Source organism: Pseudomonas sp. Van50 (assembly GCF_055390755.1).
On sequence record NZ_AP024343.1, the window covers coordinates 836,284 to 858,091 of the forward strand.

Here is a 21,808-nt window from a genome sequence, read left to right on the forward strand (position 1 = left end):
TCATCGCGAGCAAGCTCGCTCCCACCGTTTTGCTTCGGCTGTTTACAGCATTGATGTCCACCGCCGGTCTTTGTGGGCATCAACTCTTGCAGCACCCCGACGCCAGCTCCTTGAGGATCGGGCAATCCGGACGGTGGTCGCCGTGGCAGTGCTCTACCAGGTCTTGCAAGGTGTCGCGCAGTTCGGCCAGTTCGCGGATTTTCTGGTTCAGCTCATCGATGTGTTGCCGGGCGAGGGCCTTGACGTCGGCGCTGGCGCGTTGGCGGTCTTGCCAGAGAGTGAGCAATTTGCCGACCTCTTCCAGGGAAAACCCCAAGTCGCGGGAGCGCTTGATGAACGCCAGGGTGTGCAGGTCATCGGCGCCGTAGACCCGGTAGCCGCTGTCGGTGCGATGGGCGGCCTTGAGCAGGCCGATGGATTCGTAATAGCGGATCATCTTCGCGCTCAGGCCGCTCTGGCGGGCCGCTTGGCCGATGTTCATCGCTTGTCCTCCAACTGCTTGGGTGTCCAGAACTTCAACAGTAACGCATTGCTCACCACGCTGACGCTCGACAGGGCCATGGCCGCGCCGGCCAGCACCGGGTTGAGCAAGCCGAACGCCGCCAGGGGGATGCCGATCAAGTTATAGACGAACGCCCAGAACAGGTTCTGGCGGATCTTGGCGTAGGTCTTGCGGCTGATGTCCAGCGCCGCCGGTACCAGTCGCGGATCGCCACGCATGAGGGTGATGCCCGCGGCATGCATCGCCACGTCGGTGCCACCGCCCATGGCGATGCCAATGTCGGCGGCGGCCAGGGCCGGGGCGTCGTTGATGCCGTCGCCGACCATCGCCACCACCGAGTGGCGCTTCAATTGTTGGACGATGGCGGATTTATCCGCTGGCAGTACCTCGGCATGGACATTGGAAATCTCCAGCGCCTGGGCCACCACCCGGGCGCTGCCTTGGTTGTCGCCGGTGAGCAGATGGCTGGCGATGTGCTGTTCATTCAAGGCCTGTACGGCGGCGAGAGCGCCGGGCTTGAGGGTGTCACCGAAGGCGAACAGGCCCAGCACCCGCGGCGTCGCGCCTTGTTCGAGCAGCCAGGACAACGTACGGCCTTCGGCTTCCCAAGCCTGTGCGGATTCGGCCAGCGCGCCGGGGTTCAGGCCCAGTTCGTCCAGCAGACGGCGATTGCCCAGGGCCAGGCGTTGCCCGGCGAGGCTGCCGGCAATGCCGCGTCCGGCCAGGGACTGGCTGTCGCTGACATCCGGCACATCCAGGCCGCGCTCGGTGCAGGCGTCCAGTACGGCTTTGGCGAGCGGGTGTTCGCTGCCGCGCTGCAGTGCGCCGGCCATTTTCAGCAGCGCGTCTTCATCACCGTCCAGGGCGGTCAAGTGGGCGATACGCGGGGTGCCGGAGGTCAGGGTGCCGGTCTTGTCGAACACCACGGTCGTGACTTCATGGGCGCGTTCCAGGGCTTCGGCATCCTTGATCAGAATCCCGTGGCGCGCCGCCACGCCGGTGCCAGCCATGATCGCCGTGGGCGTCGCCAGGCCCAGGGCGCAGGGGCAGGCGATCACCAGCACGGCGACGGCGTTGATCAGCGCGGTTTCCAGTGGCGCACCGTACAGCCACCAACCGATGAGCGTCGCCAGGGCCAGTACCAGCACCACCGGTACGAAGACCTGGCTGACTTTATCCACCAGTTTCTGGATCGGTGCCTTGGCGGCCTGGGCGTCTTCCACCAGGCGAATGATGCGCGCCAGGACGGTTTCGGTGCCCAGGGCTTGCGTGCGGACCAGCAACCGGCCTTCGCCATTGATGGCGCCGCCGGTGACCTTGTCCCCGGGCTGCTTGGGCACCGGCAGGCTTTCGCCGCTGATCAGCGCTTCGTCGGCGTGGCTCTGGCCTTCCAGCACTTCGCCGTCCACCGGGAAGCGTTCGCCGGGCTTGACCAGCACCAGGTCATTCAAGCGCAGGGCGCTGATGGCAACGTCCCGCTCCTGGCCATCGATCACCTGGATCGCCCGTTCCGGGCGCAAGGCTTCGAGGGCGCGGATGGCGCTGGCGGTCTGGCGCTTGGCGCGGCTTTCCAGGTATTTACCGAGCAACACCAGGGCGATCACGACGGCCGAAGCCTCGAAATACAGGTGCGGCATGCTGCCGGGACCGGCGATCGCCCATTCATACAGGCTCAAGCCGTAGCCAGCGCTGGTGCCCAGGGCCACCAGCAGGTCCATGTTTCCGGCACCGGCCCGCACGGCCTTGAAGGCGGCGACGTAGAAACGCGCACCGAAGATGAACTGCACCGGCGTCGCCAGGGCGAACTGCACCCAGGCCGGGAGCATCCAATGCACACCGAATGGCTGTAGCACCATGGGCAGTACCAACGGCACTGACAACAGAATCGCTAGCACCAGGGCCAGGCGTTCACGGTTCAGACGGTTGTTCTGCGTGTCGGCGACCTGCTCGGCCTGCCAGACCGTGGCGTCATAGCCGGCGCGCTTGACCGCATCGATCAGGGTTTGCGCATCCACCTGGCCGAGCAGTTCGAGGTGAGCCCGCTCGTTGGCCAGGTTGACACTGACGCTGTTCACACCGTCGACCTTGCCCAAGGCCCGTTCGACCCGGCCGACACAGGAGGCGCAGGTCATGCCTTCGATGTTCAGTTCCAGGGTGTGCACGGGAACGCTATAGCCTGCCTGTTCGACGGCCTGCTTCAAGGCCGGCAGGCTGCCTTCGGGGGCCTGGACACGTGCCAGTTCCGTCGCCAGGTTGACGCTGACGGCGCTGGCACCGGCGACTTTGCTCAAGGCTCGCTCGACCCGCCCGGCGCAGCTGGCGCAGGTCATGCCGGCAATGGGTAGATCGAATGTGGTGGATTCGGACATCGGTCACGCTCCCTGTAGTGAATGACTACAGGATCAACCTTGCCATGCTGGCAAGGTCAAGCGCCAATCCAAAAAGGGTTGCCGCTCCCTGATATGGGATCTGGCTCTGTGGGAGCAAGGCTTGCCCGCGATGAAAGCACTGCAGTCTCTTGAGTGACCGAGCAAGCTTTGCTCCCACAAAGCTTGCCCACCGGGGCAAGTGGCGTGTCAGTAACCGAGCCCAGCCTGCTTGAGGTACATACCTTGTTCATTCATGGCGATGCGGAACTTCAAGATGTCACCGGCCTTGAGGGTGATGTTCTGCGACCCTGGCGCGAGCATGCCCGGGTTGCAACCCGGCGCCTGTCCCGGCAGCAATTTCAGGCGCAAGGAAAACTGGCCCGGCGGCAGGTTGAACGAGGTGCTCTGCTCCTGGAACAGCCTGGCCGAGAGTTGATCCTGGATGTAGATGCCGATTTCGCAACTGGTCGCCACTTCCAGGCGCTCACGGGAAATGATCAACACGCCATAGTCTTCGCCGACGGCCGAGGCCTGGGGCGCCATCGCTGAAAAACCGAGCATGCAAAACAGGCTGAACGCTGACCAGCGCATGGCTGAACCTCCGGTGTGAAATCCTTGATGTGTGCAGCTTGGCTGAGGGCGACGCCGATTGCCAGCCCGGCAGTTTTTGTCAGAACTTGACCTTGCCATGATGGCAAGCTTGAGACTGGCGGCAACCTCAATCCCAAGGAGTCATCTCATGCAAACATTCAATGTTCAGGGCATGTCCTGCGGTCACTGCGTCAAGGCCATCACCCAGGCTGTCCAGGCCAAGGATCCGGCGGCGGACGTGCAAGTCGACCTGGGTGCCAAGACCGTCCGGGTCCAGAGCTCATTGGCGGCCGATGCCGTGCTCGCGGTCATCAAGGAAGAAGGCTATGAGGTCAGCCCCGCCTGAAGTTTTTTAATCGTTAGCGACCTATCGGAATGTTCAAGAGCGCCCGGCACGGCTAGACTGTCGGGCTGTCGAACGACGCCTGAGCTGGACGCCCGATGAACTTTCGCACCATTCTGATTCTTGGCGCCTTGAGCGCTTTCGGTCCCTTGGCGATCGACTTCTACCTGCCCGCCTTTCCGGCGATGGCCACCGCCTTCGGTACTGACGAAAAACACATCCAGTTGACCCTGGCGGCCTATTTCCTCGGCTTGTCCATCGGGCAACTGGCCTATGGGCCGGTGGCGGATCGCTTCGGGCGGCGCATCCCGCTGCTGACGGGCGTCGGCTTGTTCACCCTGGCGTCCCTGGCCTGCGCCTATGCGCCGAACCTCGAATGGCTGATCGGTGCCCGCTTCGTCCAGGCCTTGGGCGGATGCGCCGGGATGGTGATTTCCCGGGCGGTGGTCAGCGACAAATGCGACGCGGTGGGTTCGGCCAAGGTGTTTTCGCAACTGATGCTGGTGATGGGCCTGGCGCCGATTCTCGCGCCGATGCTCGGTGGGTTGTTGGTGAACCTGCATGGCTGGCAATCGATCTTCATTGCCCTGACCGTGTTCAGTGCGCTGGCGTCGACGGCCGTGGCCCTGTGGCTGCCGGAAAGCCTGCCGGATCATGTCCCTCGACAACCCTTGTCGGGCGCCTTGCGCCAGTACGGTCGGTTATTGACCGATTCCGTCTACCTCGGCCATGCGCTGACGGGGGGCATCGCTATCGCCGGGATGTTTGCCTACATCGCCGGTTCGCCTTTCGTCTTCATCAAGCTCTATGGTGTACCGGCTGAACATTTCGGTTGGCTGTTCGGCACCAACGCGGCGGGCTTCATCCTGGTCGCCCAGGTCAACGCCCGGCTGCTGTCCAAGCGCGGCCCGGCGTTCCTGCTGAGCCGCGCGGTATGGGTCTACCTGGGCGCGGGGCTGAGCCTGCTGGCCGTCAGTTCATTGCAACCTGCGCAGTTGTGGCCGCTGCTGGTTCCGCTGTTCATCTGCATCGCCAGCCTGGGTTGCATCCTGCCCAATGCCTCGGCCTGCGCCATGAACGGGCAGGGCGCCCGGGCCGGCAGTGCTTCGGCGATGCTGGGATGCCTGCAGTTTTCCGTTGCCGCCGGGGCAGCCGCGTTGGTGGCGGCGCTGCATAACGGCACCGCCGTGCCAATGGCGCTGGTCATCAGCCTTTGCGGGCTGTTGGTGGTGGGCGCAGCGATGCTGACTCGTCGCCTGCAAAATGCCCGGGCATTGGCCCAGGCCAGTCGCGAGGGCTGACTCAGCCGGCTGCGCGCTGCTGCTGTTCGGGGAAATGATGGGGCGCGAGGATCCGCGCCTGCAAGGTTGTGGCGAAAGCCTGGGCTTCGGCCTCGGTACGGAAGGTGACGACGTGCCGGTCAAGACGCACTTGCCATTGGTTTTTTGCCACTTCTTTTATCAGGATCTTCATTGCTGACCTCCTCACGAAAAGATTACGTTGCAAAGGCCTCGAGTGTAGACCCGAATACGATCGGAGTTGTGACAACGGTCAATTCTCGGACTGACGGCATGGGTTTTGTGGGAGCAAAGCTTGCTCGCGAGAAAGGGTGACGCGGTTTTATAGAGAACCGCGGCGCCTCCATCGCGAGCAAGCTGGGCTCCCACAAGCGCCAGGCCATCATGGTGTCTGTCTTGGGTCAGAAGCCTTCAAGCACAATCTTGCCCTTGGACTGGCCGCTTTCCAGCAAGGCATGGGCCCGGCGCAGGTTCTCGGCGTTGATGGTGCCGAAATGCTCGCCCACCGTGGTCTTCAGTGTACCGGCGTCGATCAGCGCGGCCACGCGGTTGAGCAGTTTGTGTTGTTCAAGCATGTCGGCCGTTTCGAACAGCGAGCGGGTGTACATGAATTCCCAATGCAACGACAGGCTCTTGCGCTTGAGCTTGGTCACGTCCAGCGCCTTGGGATCGTCGATCAGCGCCAGTTTGCCCTGGGGGGCGAGGGCTTCGACCAGTTGGTCCAGGTGCTGGTCGGTCTGGGTCAGGCTGGCGACGTGAGTCACCTGGGGCTGGCCTGCTTCCTTCAATGCTTCGCTCAAGGGGCGGCTGTGGTCGATCACCAGGTCGGCACCCAGGTTGCGCACCCATTCCTGGGTTTGCGCACGGGACGCGGTGCCAATCACTTTCAGCCCGGTGAGTTGACTGGCCAGTTGCGTCAGGATCGATCCCACGCCGCCCGCGGCGCCGACGATCAACAGGCTCTGGCCCTGATTGTCCTGGCCTTCCTGGATGTGCAGGCGCTCGAACAACAATTCCCAGGCGGTGATGGCCGTCAGTGGCAGCGCCGCCGCGTCGGCGAAACCGAGGGTCTTGGGCATGTGGCCGACAATGCGTTCATCCACTACGTGCAATTCGCTGTTGCCACCGGCCCGGGCGATGGAACCGGCGTAGAACACCTTGTCCCCGGCCTTGAACAGCGTGACCTCGCTGCCCACCGCCTTGACCACGCCGGCCACGTCCCAGCCCAGCACCTTGGCGACGCCATCTTCGGGCTGGACGTTCTGGCGGACCTTGGTGTCCACCGGGTTGACCGAAATGGCCTTGACCTCCACCAGCAGGTCCCGGGGACCGGCGACGGGTTCCGGCAGCTCGATGTCCTGGAGCGATAGTGGGTCGGTGATGGGTAGCGAGTGGTAGTAGGCAATGGCTTTCATGAAGCGGCTCCGTGAGGTGAGTTTCGATGAAGTCCATGTTTAGCTATTTATAGTCGAGATAAAACCAGCTAAAACAACAGGCTCTTTCAATACTTTTTTGATAATGGGCGCGTGATGCTTCGCTTCGATGACTTGCAATTGTTTGTCCGGGCAGCGGACCTGGGCAGTCTTTCGGCCGCCGCCAGGGTCATGGACCTGTCGGCGGCGGTGGCCAGTGCCGCGTTGAAACGGATCGAGCAGCACCTCGGCGCCCGGCTGTTGGCCCGCTCTACCCGCAGCTTGCGCCTGACGGCCGAAGGCGAGGGTTTTCTCGAATATGCCCGGGCCGCACTGAGCAGCCTTGACGAAGGCCGGCGCTTGTTGACCAGCGGCCAGGACCAGGTCAGCGGGGTGTTGCAGTTGTCCGCGCCGTCGGACCTGGGACGCAACCTGCTGTTGCCCTGGCTGGATGCGTTCCAGCGCGAGCACCCCGGGCTGACGGTGCGACTGCTACTGGGCGATCGCATCGCCGACCTGTTCAAGCAGCCGGTGGACATCGCCCTGCGTTATGGCGAGCCGGAAGATTCGAGCCTGGTGGCTTTGCCTGTCGCCCCGGACAACCATCGAGTGCTGTGCGCATCGCCGGATTATCTGGCTCGCCAGGGCGAACCTCATCAACTGGAACAACTGGCCCAACACAATTGCCTGTTGTACATGCTGGGCAGCCGGGTCCATGACCGCTGGGCTTTTCATGACGGCAAGCGGGAGGTGAGCCTCACCGTCAGTGGCGACCGTTTCAGTGACGACGCCGACGTGGTGCGCCGCTGGGCGGTGGCGGGGGCCGGGATCGCCTATAAGTCGTGGCTGGATGTGTCCACCGACGTGCTGGCCGGGCGCTTGAAAATCCTCTTGCCGCACCTGCAATGCGAACGCGCGCCCCTCAATCTGCTGTGTGCCCACCGGGCGCAATTGAGCAAACCCATCAATCTTCTGCGGGACATGCTCCAGGCTCGCTGCGGTGAGTTGACGACTCGATTTCCACTCCCAACGGGGGCCGGCCATTAGTCGCGCGCAAATAGAGACTTTTCCCTCATGAACAATCGCCTCCAAAGGTTTCCGGAGGACAGGAAAGCTCGATTGTCGCGCTTATACTAACGACCGCCTGCGCCAGAGCAGTAGACGAATGATTCAACAGGGAGTGAATACATGGAACATGCACCTTGCATCAGCCAGATCGCCACGCTGCTGGCTGACCCCAAGCGCAGCGCAATGATGTGGGCCTTGATGGACGGCACGGCCCGCCAGGCCGAAGAGCTGGCGTTGCTCGCCGGGTTGTCGCCGTCCTCGGCCAATGCGCATCTGGGGCGCTTGTCCGCCGGCGGCCTGTTGAAAGTCGAAGCCCGGGGTCGCAAGCGGTTTTTCCGCCTGGCCGCGCCTGAAATCGGCGCGGCCGTCGAAGCGCTGGCCAGCGCGACCCTGGTCAGTACGCCCCGGCAGCTTCCGGATGTCTTCAAGCGCCGGGTCATGCCGACCAAGGCCCCGTCGGCCCCCGCTTCGTTGATGCGGGCCAGGCTGTGCGACGATCACTTGGGGGAACCCTGGCGGCCGATCTCTACCAGCGCCTGCTCGACGCAGGGTGGATCGAGCAGTTCGAACAACGGGTGATCGTCACGCACAAGGGCGCCAATCAATTGGCCGAGCGTGGCCTGTTCATCCAGGCCCTGGCCCATCGCAACGCCCGTGTCGCCTGCCCTTGCCCGGACTGGAGCGAGCGTCGTCCGCATCTGGGTGGCGCACTGGGGGCAGCGGTGCTGCAACTGTTCATGCAGTCGGGTTGGCTGACTTTGCCCAACGATTCGCGGGCCTTGCAGGTGACGACGCTCGGTCAGCAGGAAATCCACCGGTTCGCCCGGCAGGATGCCGTAGAGATGGCGCTCTAGGGAACTGGCCTGGCGCGTCGCTCAGGGCTGTCGACAGGTCGTATTCAGCAATAGCCGCCTGCAAGGTTCGCGCACACTCGGTCCGGGGAATTTTTCGGATTGGGGAGACGGCAGCATGGACACTCACGGTTACAGCGCGGCGGAACGCCTGGAGCGGTTGCCCATCAGCGGGTATCACCGGGTGATTTTCATCATCATCGCCCTGGCGTTTTTCTTCGACTCCATGGACCTGGCGATGATGACGTTCCTGCTGGGCTCGATCAAAGCCGAGTTCGGCCTGAGCACTGCCCAGGCCGGTCTGCTCGCCAGCTCCAGCTTTTTCGGCATGGTGCTGGGTGCGTCGCTGTCGGGCATGCTGGCCGATCGTTTCGGGCGCAAGCCGGTGTTCCAGTGGAGCATCGTGTTGTGGGGCATCGCCAGTTACCTGTGCTCCACCGCCCAGGACGTCGAGACCTTGACGCTGTTTCGTATCCTGCTGGGGATCGGCATGGGCATGGAGTTTCCGATTGCCCAGTCGATGCTCTCGGAGTTGATCCCGGCCAAGCGTCGAGGGCGCTACATCGCCTTGATGGACGGCTTCTGGCCGCTGGGTTTCGTGGCGGCGGGGGTGCTGTCGTATTTTCTGCTGCCGGTGATCGGCTGGCGCGACATCTTCCTGGTGCTGGCGGTGCCGGCGGTGTTTGTCCTGGCGATTCGCTTCTTCATTCCCGAGTCGCCGCGCTGGCTGGAGCAGGCCGGACGGGGCGATGAAGCGGACGCGGTGCTCAAGCGAATCGAAGACAAGGTCCGGGCTTCACTGGGACGGCGTGAGCTGCCGGAGCCGATCCGCCTGCCGAGGGTCGAGAGCACACCGGGCAATTTCTTTTCGGCCCTGGCGCAGATCTGGTCGCCGCTGTATCGCCAGCGCACGATGATGATCTGGAGCGTCTGGTTCTTTGCCTTGCTCGGTTTTTATGGCCTGACGTCCTGGCTCAGCGCGTTGTTGCAGCAGTCGGGGTTCGCCGTGACCCAGTCGGTGTATTACACCGTGCTGATTTCCCTGGGCGGGATTCCCGGCTTCCTGATGGCGGCCTGGCTGGTGGAGCGTTGGGGGCGCAAGCCGGTGTGCATCATCACCTTGCTGGGCGGCGGGGTTATGGCGTTTCTGTATGGACAGAGCGCGGTGTTTGGCGGCAACGTCGGCCTGTTGATCGGCACCGGGTTGCTGATGCAGTTTTTCCTGTTTGGTATGTGGGCGGTGCTCTACACCTACACGCCGGAGCTGTACCCCACCTCGGCGCGGGCCACGGGTTCGGGCTTCGCTTCGGCGGTGGGTCGTATCGGTTCGCTGCTTGGCCCGCTGGTGACCGGGCTGGTGTTTCCCATCACCGGCCAGGGTGGCGTATTCGCCCTGGGTGCGTTGTGCTTCGCCGTGGCGGCGGGGGTGGTCTGGGTGTTCGGGATGGAAACCCGGGGCAAGACGCTGGAGGAGTTGAGTGAAGCGACCGCTGCCGACTAAACACAATCCCCCTTGTGGGAGCGAGCTTGCTCGCGATAGCGGTCCGGCATGCAACATCGATGTCGACTGATGCACCGCCATCGCGAGCAAGCTCGCTCCCACAATTGGATCTGTGTCCAACCGTGGATTTGCAGGCGATAAAAAAACTGTGGGAGCGAGCTTGCTCGCGATAGCGGTCCGGCATTCAACATTGATGTCGACTGATGTACCGCCATCGCGAGCAAGCTCGCTCCCACAGGGTTGATTGTCTGGCCTAAGGTTTTACTAGCCGCGCATCCAGGCTGTTCTGTGCCAGGCGCTTGGCCTGGTCCTGGGTCATGCCCAGGTGGGTGTGCAGGGCATGGAAGTTTTCGGTGACGTAGCCGCCGAAGTAGGCCGGGTCATCGGAGTTCACCGTCACCTTCACACCGCGCTCGAGCATGTCGAGGATGTTGTGCTGCGACATGTCGTCGAACACGCACAGCTTGGTGTTGGACAGTGGGCATACGGTCAATGGAATCTGTTCGTCGATGATCCGCTGCATCAGTCGCTCATCTTCGATGGCCCGCACGCCATGGTCGATGCGCTCGATCTTCAGCAGGTCCAGGGCTTCCCAGATGTACTCGGGCGGGCCCTCTTCGCCGGCGTGGGCGACGGTCAGGAAGCCTTCGTTGCGCGCGCGGTCGAAGACTCGCTGGAACTTGCTCGGTGGATGGCCCATTTCCGAACTGTCCAGGCCGACGGCCACGAAAGCCTCGCGGAACGGCAGCGCCTGGTCGAGGGTTTTCTCGGCTTGTTCTTCACTCAGGTGGCGCAGGAAACTCAGGATCAGGCCGCTGGTGATGCCCAGTTGCTGCTCACCGTCCTTGAGGGCGGCGGCGATGCCGTTGAGCACCACTTCGAACGGGATGCCACGGTCTGTGTGGGTTTGCGGGTCGAAGAACGGTTCGGTGTGGATCACGTTCTGTGCCTTGCAGCGCAACAGGTAGGCCCAGGTCAGGTCGTAGAAATCCTGGGAGGTGCGCAGCACATCGGCACCCTGGTAATACAGGTCGAGGAATTCCTGGAGGTTGTTGAAGGCATAGGCCTTGCGCAGGGTGTCGACGTCGTTCCATGGCAGAGCGATCTTGTTGCGTTCGGCCAGGGCGAACAGCAGCTCGGGTTCCAGGGAGCCTTCCAGGTGCAGGTGCAGTTCAGCCTTGGGCAGGGCGTTCAGCCAGTCGTACATGGTCTTTTCTCATCAGCGAAGCGATGGCGGGCATTCTACAGGGGCTGGCCGCCCTGTCGGGTAAAACCTGACCGGCTGATCCACTACTCGGCGTGGGCCTCCCGTCGGTAAGCATAGGTGTCGGCGAAGCGCGAGAGCAGGAATTCGGCGCAGGTGGTGGTCGGGTACTTTGGCGGGTGGGCGTCATCCTGGCAACCGGGTAGGCATTGGATCAGCGTGTCGGGGTGCGGCTCGGCAAAGAATGGCATCGAATAACGGTCCACTCCCAGCGGGCTGATCACCCGATGCGGCGTGGACAGGTAACGGTCGTTGCTCCAGCGCGCCATCATGTCGCCGAGGTTGACCACGAAGGTACCGTCGATGGGCGGTGCGTCGATCCACTGGCCGTTGACGTTGCGCACTTGCAGGCCGCCGGCGGCGTCCTGGTAGAGCAGGGTGATGCAACCGTAATCGGTATGAGCGCCGGCACCTTGCTGTTCGGCGCAACTGGCGGTATCGCGGGGTGGGTAATGGATCAGGCGCAGCACGCTCACCGGCTCGTTGAAGCGCGTGTCGAAAAAGTCCCGTTCGATGCCCAGGGCCAGGGTCATGGCCCGCAGCAGGGTTTGCGCAAGCGCCTGCATGTCACGGTAATGCTGCTCCATCAGGGGTGCCCAACCGTTCAGGTCGGGGTGTCGGTTGGGGCCGCGCAGGGGTTTTTCCGCCAGCACCTCGGGGTGATCGGCCGGCAAATGCAGGCCCATGTCGAAGGTTTCCTTCAGGTCGCTGGGCTTGGTCGGGTCCAGTTGTTCCGTGGCGACGGCGCCGTAGCCGCGATGGTGACGGGTCTGGGTGATGTCGATCTTGAGCTTTTCTTCGACGGGCAGGGCGAAGAAGCGTTGAGCATTGCCCAGCACCTCGGCGATGCGCGCCGGGCTGATGGGGTGGCCCTTGATGTAGAAAAAGCCCCACTGGCGGCAGGCGCGGTCGATTTGCCCGGCGACGGCTTGCCAGGCGTCGGGTTCATCGCCGTAGAGCGGGCTGATGTCGATGATGGGCAGGCTGTTCATGCGGCTGTCCTGACTTGAAATAGGAGCCCCATGTGGGAGCGAGCTTGCTCGCGATCGCGGTGGGCCAGCCAATACAGATATTGAATGTCGGTCCGTAATCGCGAGCAAGCTCGCTCCCACAAAAGGTATTGAGGTGGGTTTGGGAGCTATTTGGGAATCTCGGCCTTCATGCCTTCGACGTAGTAATTCATCGACGCCAGTTCCGCGTTGCTGGCGCTCGCGCCCGCGGGGATTTTCTCGACGCCGGCCTGGTCCTTGATCGGGCCGGTGAACGGGTGGAAGGCGCCGCTCTCGATGTCGGCGATGATCTGCTCGGCTTCGCCCTTGACCGCTGCCGGCACCAGGTCGCTGATTGGCAGCTTCACCGTGCCCTCCTTCAGGCCGCCCCAGTAATCCTGGGATTTCCAGTTGTGGTCGAGCACGCTCTGGGTCGCCTGGATGTAATGCGGACCCCAGTCGTTGACGATGGACGTCAGCACCGCCTTGGGCCCGAAGTGAGCCATGTCCGAAGCGTAGCCCACCGCATAGACGCCGCGTCGTTCGGCGGCCTGGATCGGCGCCGGGCTGTCGGTGTGCTGGAACACCACGTCCACGCCCTGGTCGATCAGCGCGTTGGCGGCGTCGGCTTCCTTGCCCGGGTCGAACCAGGAGTTGACCCACACCACCTTGATCTCGGTACCGGGGTTGTATTTGTTCAGGGCCAGTTGGATGGCGTTGATGTCGCGGATGACTTCCGGGATCGGGAAGGAGGCGACGTAGCCGATCTTCTTGGTCTTGGTCATCTTGGCCGCGAGGAAACCGCCGACGTAGCGGCCTTCGTAGGTGCGGGCCAGGTACGTGCCCAAGTTCTTGTCCTGCTTGTAGCCGGTGGCGTGTTCGAAGATCACCTTGGGGAACTGCTTGGCGACTTTCAGCGTCGGGTTCATGTAGCCGAAGGAGGTGGTGAAGATCAGGTCGTATTGGTCCTTGGCCATGTTGCGGATCACCCGCTCGGCGTCGGCCCCCTCCGGCACGTTTTCCACGTAGTTGGTGGTGATCCGCTCACCGAATTTCGCCGCCAGCTCCTTGCGCCCTTGTTCATGCTGATAGGTCCAGCCGTGGTCGCCGATCGGGCCGATGTAGACGAAGCCGACCTTCAGCGGGTCGGCGGCACTGGCATTCAGGCCGGCGCCCAGGCCGACGGCTGCGACGACGGCGCAAAGCAACTTCTTCAAGGGGCGTTTGTGCATGAACTCGAACTCCATTTTGTTGTGAGGTTGGCTGTGCAGCATCAATGCAAAATGCTGACCAACAAGACAACAAATGTTCGACGTCTTGATGCCGCCATCGCGGGCAAGCCTTGCTCCCACAGGTATCGCGGCGCACTTGTGGGAGCAAGGCTTGCCCGCGATGAGGCCCTTGAGAACAATAAAGGTGCGCCCTGCCTGCAAACGCCACCCTCTGGTGCATCACACCGAACGAAACGTTCGCCGCCCCCTACAGTCAGTAACTCATGACCCCGCTCACAGTGACAGGCCCGCGATGCTCACGCTGATCAAGCAAGAAAAACTGCTGTTGCTGGCGCTGGTCGCCGCCTGTATGGCCTATCCGCTAGAGCACTGGTTGCTGGGCAACGGGCAAGGGGTGGCATTGATCGGCGGCCTGGTGCTGATCGGCTTCATTGTCGCCGCCTCCATGCGCGTGGCCCATCACGCCGAGCTGTTGGCGGAAAAGGTCGGTGATCCCTACGGCACGATGATCCTGACCCTGTCGGCGGTGCTGGTGGAGGTGGTGATCCTGGCGATCATGATGAGCAACGAAGCGTCGTCGACCCTGGTGCGGGACACGATCTACTCGGCGGTGATGCTCGACATCAACGGCATCCTCGGGCTGGCGGCGCTGATGGGCGGGATCAAGCATGGCGAGCAGGCCTACAACGACGATTCGGCGCGCACCTACAGCGTGATGATTCTTACGGCCATGGGCGTGTCGATGGTGGTGCCGGAGTTCATTCCCCAGCAGAACTGGAAAATGTATTCGGCCTTCACCATCGGCGCGATGATCGTGCTGTACACCCTGTTCCTGCGCATGCAGGTCGGGCCCCACAGTTATTTCTTCAGCTATAGCTACCCGGAAAAACGCCGCAAGAAAGAACCGGTGGAAAACGAGCCGGAACCCATCAGCCTGACGCTTTCCATCGGCGCACTGGTGTTTGGCGTGGTGGTGATCGGCGCCCTCGCCGAAGTCATGTCCAAGGCCCTCGACCTGGGCCTGGAAGGCTCGGGCGCACCGCCGGTGGTCACGGCGATCCTGGTGGCCGCGATCTCCGCCGCACCGGAAATCCTCACCGCCCTGCGCGCCGCCCTGGCGAACCGCATGCAGTCGGTGGTGAACATTGCGTTGGGAGCGTCGCTGTCCACCGTGATCCTCACCGTACCGGTGATGGAGGCCATGGCCCTCTACACCGGCCAGCCCTTCCAGATGGCCATGACCCCGGTGCAGACGGTGATGATCTTCATCACCCTGATCGTCAGCGCGATCAACCTCAATGATGGTGAAACCAATGCCATCGAAGGCATGACCCACTTTGTGTTGTTCGCGACGTTTATCATGTTGTCCCTGCTGGGCCTCTAGGCCCAATACAGCATCCATTGTGGGAGCGAGCTTGCTCGCGATGGCGGCCAGCCATTCAACATCAATGTTGACTGATCTGGCGCTATCGCGAGCAAGCTCGCTCCCACAGGGGATTTGGGTTGGATCAGGCGCCGGCGATCAATTCCCGCGCCGCCTGGCTGTGATCGGCAATCAGCCCCTTCAAGTCCAGCCCCTCGACCTGCCCGTCGATCACTCGCCATTGCCCACCGATCATCACCCGATCCGCCCGGTCCGCACCGCACAGCAGCAGGGCCGAGATCGGGTCGTGGCTGCCGGAGAAACGCAGCTCATCAAGCTTGAACAGCGCCAGGTCGGCCTGCTTGCCCACCGCCAGTTCGCCGATATCGCTGCGCCCGAGCAGTTGCGCCGAGCCGCGGGTCGCCCAGCCCAGTACGCGTTCCGGCGTGATCGCTTGAGCGCCATAGCGCAGGCGCTGGATGTACAGCGCCTGGCGGGTTTCGAGGATCATGTTCGAGGCATCGTTGGACGCCGAACCGTCTACCCCCAGGCCTACGGGAGCGCCGGCGGCGGTGAGCTCCAGGGTCGGGCAGATGCCCGAGGCCAGGCGCATGTTCGAACTGGGGCAATGGCAAATGCCGGTGCCGGCGGCGCCGAGACGAGCGATTTCATCCGGGTTGAAATGAATGCCGTGGGCCAGCCAGGTGCGAGGTCCGAGCCAGCCGACGCTGTCCAGGTAATCCACGGTGCGCAGGCCGAAGCGTTGCAGGCAAAAGTCCTCTTCATCGAGGGTCTCGGCCAGGTGCGTGTGCAGGCGTACGTCGAGTCGCTCCGCCAGCCCGGCGCTGGCCTGCATGATCTCGGGCGTGACCGAAAACGGCGAGCAGGGCGCCAGGGCAATCTGGATCCGGGCGCCGTCGCCGCGCTCGTGGTACTCGGCGATCAAGCGCTGGCTGTCGGCGAGAATCACCTCGCCCTGCTGCACGGTCTGCTGCGGCGGCAAGCCTCCGTCGGCCTCGCCCAGGCTCATGGAACCGCGGGTCAGCATCGCGCGCATGCCCAGCTCACGGACACTTTGCACTTGCACGTCGATGGCCTGTTCCAGGCCTTGGGGAAACAGGTAATGATGGTCGGCCGCTGTGGTGCAGCCCGACAGCAGCAACTCGGCCAAGGCCACTTTGCTCGCCAGGGCGAGTTTTTCCGGGGTCAGCCGCGCCCACACCGGATAGAGGGTCTTCAGCCACGGGAACAACGGCTGGTTCACCACTGGCGCCCAGGCGCGGGTCAGGGTCTGGTAGAAGTGATGATGGGTGTTGATCAACCCCGGCAGGACCACATGCTCGCGCGCGTCGAAAATGTGGTCGCAGGGCTGGGCGGGTTGTTGGCCGGCGCTCAGCAGTTCGACGATCACACCGTCCTGCAGGACGAGACCGCCACGGGCATCGAGGTCGTTGGCGGTGAAAATGGCGAGGGGATTTTTTAACCAGGTACGGGTCGCAGGCATGGTGGCCGGCTCCTCTGAAAGTGGGTTCAGGTTAGCCAGCTCAGTGATGCCCTGTCTGCTGATCCAGGGTCGCCCGTTGGGTGGGCGAGGGTGGAGTTTACTCAGGTTGCCGGGCGCAGATCCAGTGTCAGGTCGAGAACCCTGTGGGAGCGAGCTTGCTCGCGATAGCGGTAGATCAGTCGACATCCATGTTGGATGTAAGGCCACCATCGCGAGCAAGCTCGCTCCCACAGAGGAAAGGTGGGGTTACCAGGGAATCGTTTCGCCCTTGTAGTTGACGAAGTGATGCCCACCCTTGCCGGCGAAGGCATTGACCTGGTCGATCAACCCGCGGGTGCTGGTCTCGACATCGATGTCCGCCCCTTCACCGCCCATGTCCGTCTTGACCCAACCCGGGTGCAGCGACAGCACGGTCAATGCCTGCTCGCCCAGTTGGCTGACGAAGCTGTTGGTCATGGAATTGAGCGCCGCCTTGCTGGCCTTGTACAGCGCCAGTTCCGGCGCGTCGGGCATGGTCACGCTGCCCAGCACCGAACTCATGAACGCCAGCACGCCGCTGCCGTCGCGGATCTGGCCGACGAAGCGCTGGGCCAGGTTGATCGGCGCCACGGCGTTGGTGAAGAACAACTGGCCGACTTCCGCCAGCGTCGCGCCGCCTGGGTTCTGGTTGTCCGGGCCTTTGACGCCGGCATTGACGAACAGCAGGTCGAAGGTCTCGCCCTTGAGCTGCTGGCTCAGTGCGATGACGGCTTGCTGGTCGTCCATGTCGAGTTTTTCAATGCGCACCGGGCCCAGCGCCTTCAAAGCTTCTGCGTTCTGCGGGTTGCGCACGGTGGCGGTCAAGTTCCAGCCATCGCTGAGCAGCGTCTTCACCAGACCGAGGCCCAGGCCCCGGGAGGCGCCGATGATCAATGCGTTTCTTGCCGAAGTCATGAGAGGCATCCTTGAAAGAAAAAGGTCACGGGTTTAATGGACAACGTTGCCCGAGCCGTTGTTTCAGCTCGTGACGCAACGCGTCGAGTTCGGTCATGCGGGTTTCGATCAGGTTCAGTTTGTCTTGCAGCAATTGCGTTACCGCGCAGTCGGGGTCGGGAGCGTTCCACAGGGCGGCGACGCTGGCGCCGATCTCGCCCAGGGTAAAGCCCAGGCGCTGGGCGGTCTTGATATAGAGCACCAGTTGGACCACGTCGGCGGGGTAGTCGCGATAGCCATTGGCACTGCGCGTTGCCGCGATCAGGCCCCGCTGTTCGTAGAAGCGCAACGTGTCTCGACTGACGGCGCAGGCTTGGGCTAATTCACCGATACGCATGAACAACTCCGGAGGGCTTGACCTTGGAGCATACCCCAGGCTTTAGCCTTTTCGCTCCCCAATTATCTGGAGCAATGTGTATGTGGAGTTCGATGCAATATCGCCAGGTGGTGCGCGGCAGCGCCTGGTACGACCTTATCGTGTCGGCTGTGCTGGCCACGCCTTGGAGCTTTGCGGCGTTGCATGGTGTGTTGATGAGCCTGACTCAGCTATTTGACCTGCCTGGAGAACTGCCGCCGTTTGCGCCGGCACATATGCTGATGGTGAATTTGCTGGGCTCGATTGTCTGCGTGTGGGCGGTGCTGCGGATTCGTGATCCGCAACCGCTGTACGGACGGTATGACGCGGCGGGGCGGTTTCTGTTTGCGGCCTGGCAGTTGTATGCGCTGCTTCATGGGGCCAGTGCGGTGTTGTGGGTTTTCCTGTTTCTGGAGGTGGTGTGGGGCGTGGTTCAGGTGTTGCCTGTTCGGGCCTCATCGCGAGCAAGCTCGCTCCCACAGGGGGCCTGAGTCAAACCTGAGCTCAGTGTTCACCTGGGCTAGTGTGGGAGCGAGCTTGCTCGCGATAGGTGCGCCGCGGTCTATCTCAATGCCCCGCCTGCCAAGGCTGCCCCAGTGACACCGGCGCATACAGCCGGGTGCGCACGGCATCCCGGGACAGCAGCACCAGCACCACGATGGTCGCGGCGTAGGGCAGCATCGCCAGCAGACTTGATGGAATCGCCAGCCCCAAGCCCTGGGCCACCAGGTGCAGGATGCTGGCGAGGCCGAACAGGTAGGCACCCAGCAGCAGGCGCCACACTCGCCAGCTAGCGAATACCACCAGGGCCAGGGCGATCCAGCCACGGCCGGCGCTCATGTTCTCGGCCCACATCGGCGTGTAGGCCAACGACAGATAGGCGCCGGCCAACCCGGCCATGGCACCGCCAAACAATACCGCCAGGGTCCGCACCCGCAACACCGGCAGGCCCATGGCGTTGGCGGCATCGGGGTTCTCGCCAACGGCCTGGATGATCAATCCGGTGCGGCTTTTCATGAGCACCCACGCCACCAGCGCAAACAGTGCGAAGGACAGGTAAACCAGGAGATCCTGGGCAAACAGCATCCGTCCGATCAAGGGGATGTCACTCAGGTAGGGAATGGCCAGCGGCTCGAATCCCGCCAGCGGTTTGCCGACCCAGGCTGCGCCGACAAAACTCGACAGGCCCACCCCGAAAATCGTCAGCGCCAGCCCGGTGGCCACCTGATTGGCGTTGAACACCAGTGCCACCAGCGCGAACAATGCCGACAACAGCATCCCGGCAGCCATCGCCAGCAGCACGCCGAGCCAGAGGTTGCTGCTGTTGAACGCGACGATAAAACCAATCACCGCGCCGAACAGCATCATGCCTTCCTGGCCCAGGTTGAGGACGCCGCTTTTTTCGCAGACCAATTCACCCAGGGCCACCAGCAGCAGGGGTGTGCCGCAGCGGACCATGGCGTAGAAAATATTGCTCAACAGGTCGATATCCATCACAGGGCTCCTGCCTGCACCGCAGTGGCTTGGGCGCGCCGGGTCCAGCGCAGGTTCAGGCGTGGCCGGTAGAGGATCAGCACGTCGCAGGCCAACAGGAAAAACAGCATCATCCCCTGGAACAACTGGGTGATCGCCTGGGGCAGGTTCAACGACATCTGCGCGCTCTCGCCGCCGATGTACAGCAGCGCCATCAACAGGCTGGCAAACAGAATGCCGATGGGATTGAGCCGTCCCAGGAATGCCACGGTAATCGCCGCATAGCCGTAGCCCGGCGACACCTGCGGCACCAGTTGGCCGATCGGCCCGGTCACTTCGCAGACGCCGGCCAGCCCGGCCAGCGCACCGCTGATCAACAGCGCCAGCCACACCAGCGGCTTCTGTCGAAAGCCGGCGAAACCGGCGGCGCGGGCGTCGAGGCCCAGCACCTTGATCTGAAAACCGACGAAGCTTTTCTGCAGCAAGACCCACACCGCCACCAAGGCCAGCAGGGCGAAGTACAGCCCGGCATGGACCCGGCCATCCTCCAGCAGCAATGGCAGGCGACTGGCCTCGCCGAACATCGCCGACTCCGGGAAGTTGAAACCCGCCGGGTCTTTCAACGGCCCGTGAACGCAAAACAGCAGCAGGTTCAGGGCGATGTAATTGAGCATGATGCTGGTCAGGATTTCGTTGGCATTGAAACGCGTGCGCAGCCACGCCGTGAGTCCGGCCCAAGCCGCCCCTGCCAGGGTGCCGGTCAGCAGGATCAGCACCAATGCCCAGCGGCTTTGCACGCCGATGATGTTCACCGCCAAGGCACTGCCGGCCAGGGCGCCCAGCAGCAGTTGGCCTTCGGCGCCGATGTTCCAGATCCGCGCCTGATAGGCCACTGCCAGACCGAGGGCGCAGAGCAGGATCGGCAAGGTCTTGACCAGCCACTCGGACACGCCGTACAGGTCGCTGATCGGGGCGATCAACAGGGTGTACAGCGTTTGCAACGGGTCATGCCCCAGGGTGATGAACAGCAGCGAGCCGCAGCCCAGGGTCAACACGGCGGCCAGTAGCGGCGAGCACCAGAGCATCAGGCGCGATTGCTGGCCGCGGGGTTCGAGAGAAAGCAGCATGTGGAACTCCGTTATACCGGCGCGGGGGCAGGGGATTGAGGGGCGTCGAACTGGCCGGCCATCCAGCCGCCGACGTCGCTGAGCCGGGTCTCGCCTGTGGGTCGCAAGGCTGACAGGCGCCCGCCGCACAAGGCGCCGAGGCGGTCGCTGATCTGGAACAGTTCGTCGAGGTCCTCGGAGATCACCAGAATGGCCGCGCCCGCATCGCGCAGGGCGATCAGGGCGCGATGGATCGTCGCCGCCGCCCCGACGTCGACGCCCCAGGTCGGGTGCGCGGCCACCAGCAGTTTTGGCTGTTGGAGGATTTCCCGGCCAAGAATGAATTTCTGCAAGTTGCCCCCCGAAAGACTGCGTGCCGGGGTTCGGGTGTCAGGTGTCTTCACGCCAAAGCGACGGATGATTTCCTCGGCCAGGTGTTCGACCTGGCGGCGTCGAATCAGCCCATGGCTGACCAGGCCCTGTTGGAAAGCGCTGAGCAAGGCGTTATCCGCCAGGCTCAATTGCGGCACAGCGCCGTGGCCCAGGCGTTCGGCGGGGACAAATGCCAGGCCGAGTCGACGACGGGCATCGGGGCGCAGGTGCGCGACGGGTTGCCCGGCGAATCGGATCGTTTCGCCATGCTGGCGGGGCAGCTGCGTTTCTCCGCTGAGCAACGCCAGCCATTCGTCCTGGCCGTTGCCCGCCACCCCGGCGATGCCGACGATTTCGCCGCTGCAGACTTCAAGATCAATCTCCCTCAGCGAGCAGCCGAACGGGTCCGGGTTGTGCCAGGACAGCTTGTCGATTTGCAGGAAGGCTTTGTCTGCGCTGACCTTGGGGTAGTCCGTGATCAGCCCGGCCGCTTCGCCGACCATCAGTTGTGCCAGCTCCCGGTCCGAGCAGTGCGCCGGGGTGCAATGCCCCGAAACCCGCCCGCCCCGCAGCACCGTGGCGCTGTGGCACAAGGCTCGCACTTCTCCGAGCTTGTGGCTGATAAACAAAATGCTGCAGCCCTCGCTCGCCAGGCGACGCAGGGTCACGAACAACTCTTCGGCTTCCACGGGCGTGAGCACCGAGGTCGGCTCATCAAGAATCAACAAACGAATGTCCTGCATCAGGCAGCGAATGATCTCTACCCGCTGGCGCTCGCCAATCGACAGGCTGTGAACCAGCCGCTGCGGTTCCAGCGCCATGCCATAGCGTCGTGACACTTCGCGAATCCGGGGTTCCAGCTGTGCTGGCGAACCGGCCGTAGCGCCCATTGCCAGGGCAATGTTCTGCGCAACGGTGAGGGTTTCGAACAGCGAGAAATGCTGGAACACCATGCCGATGCCCAGGCTGCGGGCCTGGGCCGGGTTACGCAGGTTGACGCGCTGGCCTTGCCAGATCACTTCACCCGAATCGGCAGGGGTGACACCGTAGATAATCTTCATCAGGGTGCTTTTGCCCGCACCGTTTTCGCCGAGCAGGGCGTGGATTTCGCCGGGCTGGATGCTCAGGTCGATGGCGTCGTTGGCCAGGCAACCGGGGTAGCGTTTGCTGATCTTGCGCAGTTGCAGGCGCGCGATGGAGTCGGGGTTGGACATGACAGGTTCGGGCCGATGGACAGGAATGC

20 protein-coding genes and 1 pseudogene are annotated in these 21,808 nt (G+C 63.2%); 7 read left to right on the forward strand and 14 right to left on the reverse strand.

Annotated elements, in window-relative coordinates:
• Positions 1-79: 79 nt before the first annotated feature.
• The 3 genes from cueR to ACZ5M5_RS03590 form a co-directional block, all read right to left on the reverse strand.
• Entirely contained in the window at positions 80-481 is a 402-nt protein-coding gene (gene cueR / locus ACZ5M5_RS03580; RefSeq protein WP_464738597.1) for a Cu(I)-responsive transcriptional regulator, read from the reverse strand.
• Positions 478-2,871, reverse strand: coding sequence for a heavy metal translocating P-type ATPase (locus ACZ5M5_RS03585; protein WP_464738598.1), 2,394 nt, complete (start codon positions 2,869-2,871; stop codon positions 478-480). Before ACZ5M5_RS03585 ends, cueR begins: the two co-directional genes overlap by 4 nt.
• Before the next feature lie 207 nt (positions 2,872-3,078).
• Entirely contained in the window at positions 3,079-3,462 is a 384-nt protein-coding gene (locus tag ACZ5M5_RS03590) for a hypothetical protein (RefSeq protein ID WP_060739324.1), read from the reverse strand.
• Between the two features lie 148 nt (positions 3,463-3,610).
• On the opposite strand from ACZ5M5_RS03590, the gene ACZ5M5_RS03595 reads away from it, so the two are divergent.
• Both ACZ5M5_RS03595 and ACZ5M5_RS03600 read left to right on the forward strand, forming a co-directional pair.
• Positions 3,611-3,808, forward strand: a complete 198-nt coding sequence (locus ACZ5M5_RS03595) for a heavy-metal-associated domain-containing protein (protein WP_060739323.1) — start codon at positions 3,611-3,613, stop codon at positions 3,806-3,808.
• A gap of 95 nt (positions 3,809-3,903) precedes the next feature.
• On the forward strand, positions 3,904-5,106 hold the full coding sequence (locus ACZ5M5_RS03600; protein WP_464738599.1) for a multidrug effflux MFS transporter: 1,203 nt from the start codon (positions 3,904-3,906) through the stop codon (positions 5,104-5,106).
• Between the two features lies 1 nt (position 5,107).
• Here ACZ5M5_RS03600 and ACZ5M5_RS03605 read toward each other — a convergent pair whose 3' ends face one another.
• Positions 5,108-5,278 carry a hypothetical protein gene (locus ACZ5M5_RS03605; RefSeq protein WP_170842341.1) on the reverse strand — a complete coding sequence of 57 codons (171 nt, stop codon included), beginning with the start codon at positions 5,276-5,278 and terminating at the stop codon, positions 5,108-5,110.
• Positions 5,279-5,504: 226 nt separating this feature from the next.
• Positions 5,505-6,518, reverse strand: coding sequence for a zinc-binding alcohol dehydrogenase family protein (locus ACZ5M5_RS03610; protein ID WP_464738600.1), 1,014 nt, complete (start codon positions 6,516-6,518; stop codon positions 5,505-5,507).
• Between the two features lie 114 nt (positions 6,519-6,632).
• Between ACZ5M5_RS03610 and ACZ5M5_RS03615 the strand changes: the two genes are divergently transcribed.
• The 3 genes and pseudogenes from ACZ5M5_RS03615 (at position 6,633) to ACZ5M5_RS03625 (ending at position 9,935) form a co-directional block, all read left to right on the forward strand.
• Entirely contained in the window at positions 6,633-7,562 is a 930-nt protein-coding gene (locus ACZ5M5_RS03615) for a LysR family transcriptional regulator (protein ID WP_060739320.1), read from the forward strand.
• Positions 7,563-7,703: 141 nt separating this feature from the next.
• A pseudogene (locus ACZ5M5_RS03620) lies at positions 7,704-8,437 on the forward strand (ArsR/SmtB family transcription factor).
• A gap of 115 nt (positions 8,438-8,552) precedes the next feature.
• The gene (locus ACZ5M5_RS03625; RefSeq protein WP_060739318.1) at positions 8,553-9,935 is read left to right on the forward strand and encodes an MFS transporter; all 1,383 of its coding nucleotides are present in this window, start codon (positions 8,553-8,555) and stop codon (positions 9,933-9,935) included.
• Between the two features lie 253 nt (positions 9,936-10,188).
• On the opposite strand, the gene ACZ5M5_RS03630 is transcribed toward ACZ5M5_RS03625, so the two are convergent.
• The 3 genes from ACZ5M5_RS03630 to ACZ5M5_RS03640 all read right to left on the reverse strand — a co-directional run bounded on the left by ACZ5M5_RS03630 (position 10,189) and on the right by ACZ5M5_RS03640 (position 13,420).
• Complete coding sequence (locus tag ACZ5M5_RS03630) at positions 10,189-11,142, reverse strand: adenosine deaminase (protein WP_464738601.1); 954 nt, start codon at positions 11,140-11,142, stop codon at positions 10,189-10,191.
• An 83-nt stretch (positions 11,143-11,225) separates the two neighbouring features.
• A complete protein-coding gene (locus tag ACZ5M5_RS03635) occupies positions 11,226-12,191 on the reverse strand; it encodes a 2-oxoglutarate and iron-dependent oxygenase domain-containing protein (RefSeq protein ID WP_103311345.1) in 966 nt (321 codons plus the stop codon).
• A gap of 146 nt (positions 12,192-12,337) precedes the next feature.
• A complete protein-coding gene (locus ACZ5M5_RS03640) occupies positions 12,338-13,420 on the reverse strand; it encodes a BMP family ABC transporter substrate-binding protein (protein WP_464738602.1) in 1,083 nt (360 codons plus the stop codon).
• Between the two features lie 292 nt (positions 13,421-13,712).
• Between ACZ5M5_RS03640 and ACZ5M5_RS03645 the strand changes: the two genes are divergently transcribed.
• Positions 13,713-14,804, forward strand: coding sequence for a calcium:cation antiporter (locus tag ACZ5M5_RS03645; RefSeq protein ID WP_060739315.1), 1,092 nt, complete (start codon positions 13,713-13,715; stop codon positions 14,802-14,804).
• Positions 14,805-14,928: 124 nt separating this feature from the next.
• On the opposite strand, the gene ACZ5M5_RS03650 is transcribed toward ACZ5M5_RS03645, so the two are convergent.
• The 3 genes from ACZ5M5_RS03650 to ACZ5M5_RS03660 form a co-directional block, all read right to left on the reverse strand.
• Complete coding sequence (locus ACZ5M5_RS03650) at positions 14,929-16,287, reverse strand: 8-oxoguanine deaminase (RefSeq protein ID WP_464738603.1); 1,359 nt, start codon at positions 16,285-16,287, stop codon at positions 14,929-14,931.
• Between the two features lie 246 nt (positions 16,288-16,533).
• Positions 16,534-17,220 (reverse strand): SDR family oxidoreductase, encoded by a 687-nt coding sequence (locus tag ACZ5M5_RS03655; protein ID WP_464738604.1) that lies wholly within the window; start codon positions 17,218-17,220, stop codon positions 16,534-16,536.
• A 25-nt stretch (positions 17,221-17,245) separates the two neighbouring features.
• Positions 17,246-17,596, reverse strand: coding sequence for a MerR family transcriptional regulator (locus tag ACZ5M5_RS03660; RefSeq protein ID WP_053118143.1), 351 nt, complete (start codon positions 17,594-17,596; stop codon positions 17,246-17,248).
• 80 nt (positions 17,597-17,676) lie between these two features.
• Here ACZ5M5_RS03660 and ACZ5M5_RS03665 point away from each other — a divergent pair, with 80 nt between their 5' ends.
• Entirely contained in the window at positions 17,677-18,105 is a 429-nt protein-coding gene (locus ACZ5M5_RS03665; RefSeq protein ID WP_060739312.1) for a hypothetical protein, read from the forward strand.
• Between the two features lie 76 nt (positions 18,106-18,181).
• On the opposite strand, the gene ACZ5M5_RS03670 is transcribed toward ACZ5M5_RS03665, so the two are convergent.
• The 3 genes from ACZ5M5_RS03670 to ACZ5M5_RS03680 are packed head-to-tail and all read right to left on the reverse strand — an operon-like array spanning position 18,182 to position 21,779.
• Positions 18,182-19,108 (reverse strand): ABC transporter permease, encoded by a 927-nt coding sequence (locus ACZ5M5_RS03670; protein ID WP_464738605.1) that lies wholly within the window; start codon positions 19,106-19,108, stop codon positions 18,182-18,184.
• On the reverse strand, positions 19,108-20,214 hold the full coding sequence (locus ACZ5M5_RS03675; RefSeq protein WP_464738606.1) for an ABC transporter permease: 1,107 nt from the start codon (positions 20,212-20,214) through the stop codon (positions 19,108-19,110). The genes ACZ5M5_RS03670 and ACZ5M5_RS03675 overlap by 1 nt, the downstream gene beginning before the upstream one ends.
• 11 nt (positions 20,215-20,225) lie before the next feature.
• The gene (locus tag ACZ5M5_RS03680) at positions 20,226-21,779 is read right to left on the reverse strand and encodes an ABC transporter ATP-binding protein (protein WP_464738607.1); all 1,554 of its coding nucleotides are present in this window, start codon (positions 21,777-21,779) and stop codon (positions 20,226-20,228) included.
• Between the last annotated feature and the right edge of the window lie 29 nt (positions 21,780-21,808).

Coding starts and splice junctions, on each gene's coding strand:
- ACZ5M5_RS03680 (WP_464738607.1), bottom strand. CDS start 21,779: ATGTCCAACCCCGACTCCATCGCGCGCCTGCAACTGCGCAAGATCAGC.
- ACZ5M5_RS03650 (WP_464738603.1), bottom strand. CDS start 16,287: ATGCCTGCGACCCGTACCTGGTTAAAAAATCCCCTCGCCATTTTCACC.
- ACZ5M5_RS03660 (WP_053118143.1), bottom strand. CDS start 17,596: ATGCGTATCGGTGAATTAGCCCAAGCCTGCGCCGTCAGTCGAGACACG.
- ACZ5M5_RS03655 (WP_464738604.1), bottom strand. CDS start 17,220: ATGACTTCGGCAAGAAACGCATTGATCATCGGCGCCTCCCGGGGCCTG.
- ACZ5M5_RS03615 (WP_060739320.1), top strand. CDS start 6,633: ATGCTTCGCTTCGATGACTTGCAATTGTTTGTCCGGGCAGCGGACCTG.
- ACZ5M5_RS03645 (WP_060739315.1), top strand. CDS start 13,713: ATGCTCACGCTGATCAAGCAAGAAAAACTGCTGTTGCTGGCGCTGGTC.
- ACZ5M5_RS03630 (WP_464738601.1), bottom strand. CDS start 11,142: ATGTACGACTGGCTGAACGCCCTGCCCAAGGCTGAACTGCACCTGCAC.
- ACZ5M5_RS03625 (WP_060739318.1), top strand. CDS start 8,553: ATGGACACTCACGGTTACAGCGCGGCGGAACGCCTGGAGCGGTTGCCC.
- ACZ5M5_RS03610 (WP_464738600.1), bottom strand. CDS start 6,518: ATGAAAGCCATTGCCTACTACCACTCGCTACCCATCACCGACCCACTA.
- cueR (WP_464738597.1), bottom strand. CDS start 481: ATGAACATCGGCCAAGCGGCCCGCCAGAGCGGCCTGAGCGCGAAGATG.
- ACZ5M5_RS03590 (WP_060739324.1), bottom strand. CDS start 3,462: ATGCGCTGGTCAGCGTTCAGCCTGTTTTGCATGCTCGGTTTTTCAGCG.
- ACZ5M5_RS03635 (WP_103311345.1), bottom strand. CDS start 12,191: ATGAACAGCCTGCCCATCATCGACATCAGCCCGCTCTACGGCGATGAA.
- ACZ5M5_RS03670 (WP_464738605.1), bottom strand. CDS start 19,108: ATGGATATCGACCTGTTGAGCAATATTTTCTACGCCATGGTCCGCTGC.
- ACZ5M5_RS03585 (WP_464738598.1), bottom strand. CDS start 2,871: ATGTCCGAATCCACCACATTCGATCTACCCATTGCCGGCATGACCTGC.
- ACZ5M5_RS03640 (WP_464738602.1), bottom strand. CDS start 13,420: ATGCACAAACGCCCCTTGAAGAAGTTGCTTTGCGCCGTCGTCGCAGCC.
- ACZ5M5_RS03600 (WP_464738599.1), top strand. CDS start 3,904: ATGAACTTTCGCACCATTCTGATTCTTGGCGCCTTGAGCGCTTTCGGT.
- ACZ5M5_RS03675 (WP_464738606.1), bottom strand. CDS start 20,214: ATGCTGCTTTCTCTCGAACCCCGCGGCCAGCAATCGCGCCTGATGCTC.
- ACZ5M5_RS03665 (WP_060739312.1), top strand. CDS start 17,677: ATGTGGAGTTCGATGCAATATCGCCAGGTGGTGCGCGGCAGCGCCTGG.
- ACZ5M5_RS03605 (WP_170842341.1), bottom strand. CDS start 5,278: ATGAAGATCCTGATAAAAGAAGTGGCAAAAAACCAATGGCAAGTGCGT.
- ACZ5M5_RS03595 (WP_060739323.1), top strand. CDS start 3,611: ATGCAAACATTCAATGTTCAGGGCATGTCCTGCGGTCACTGCGTCAAG.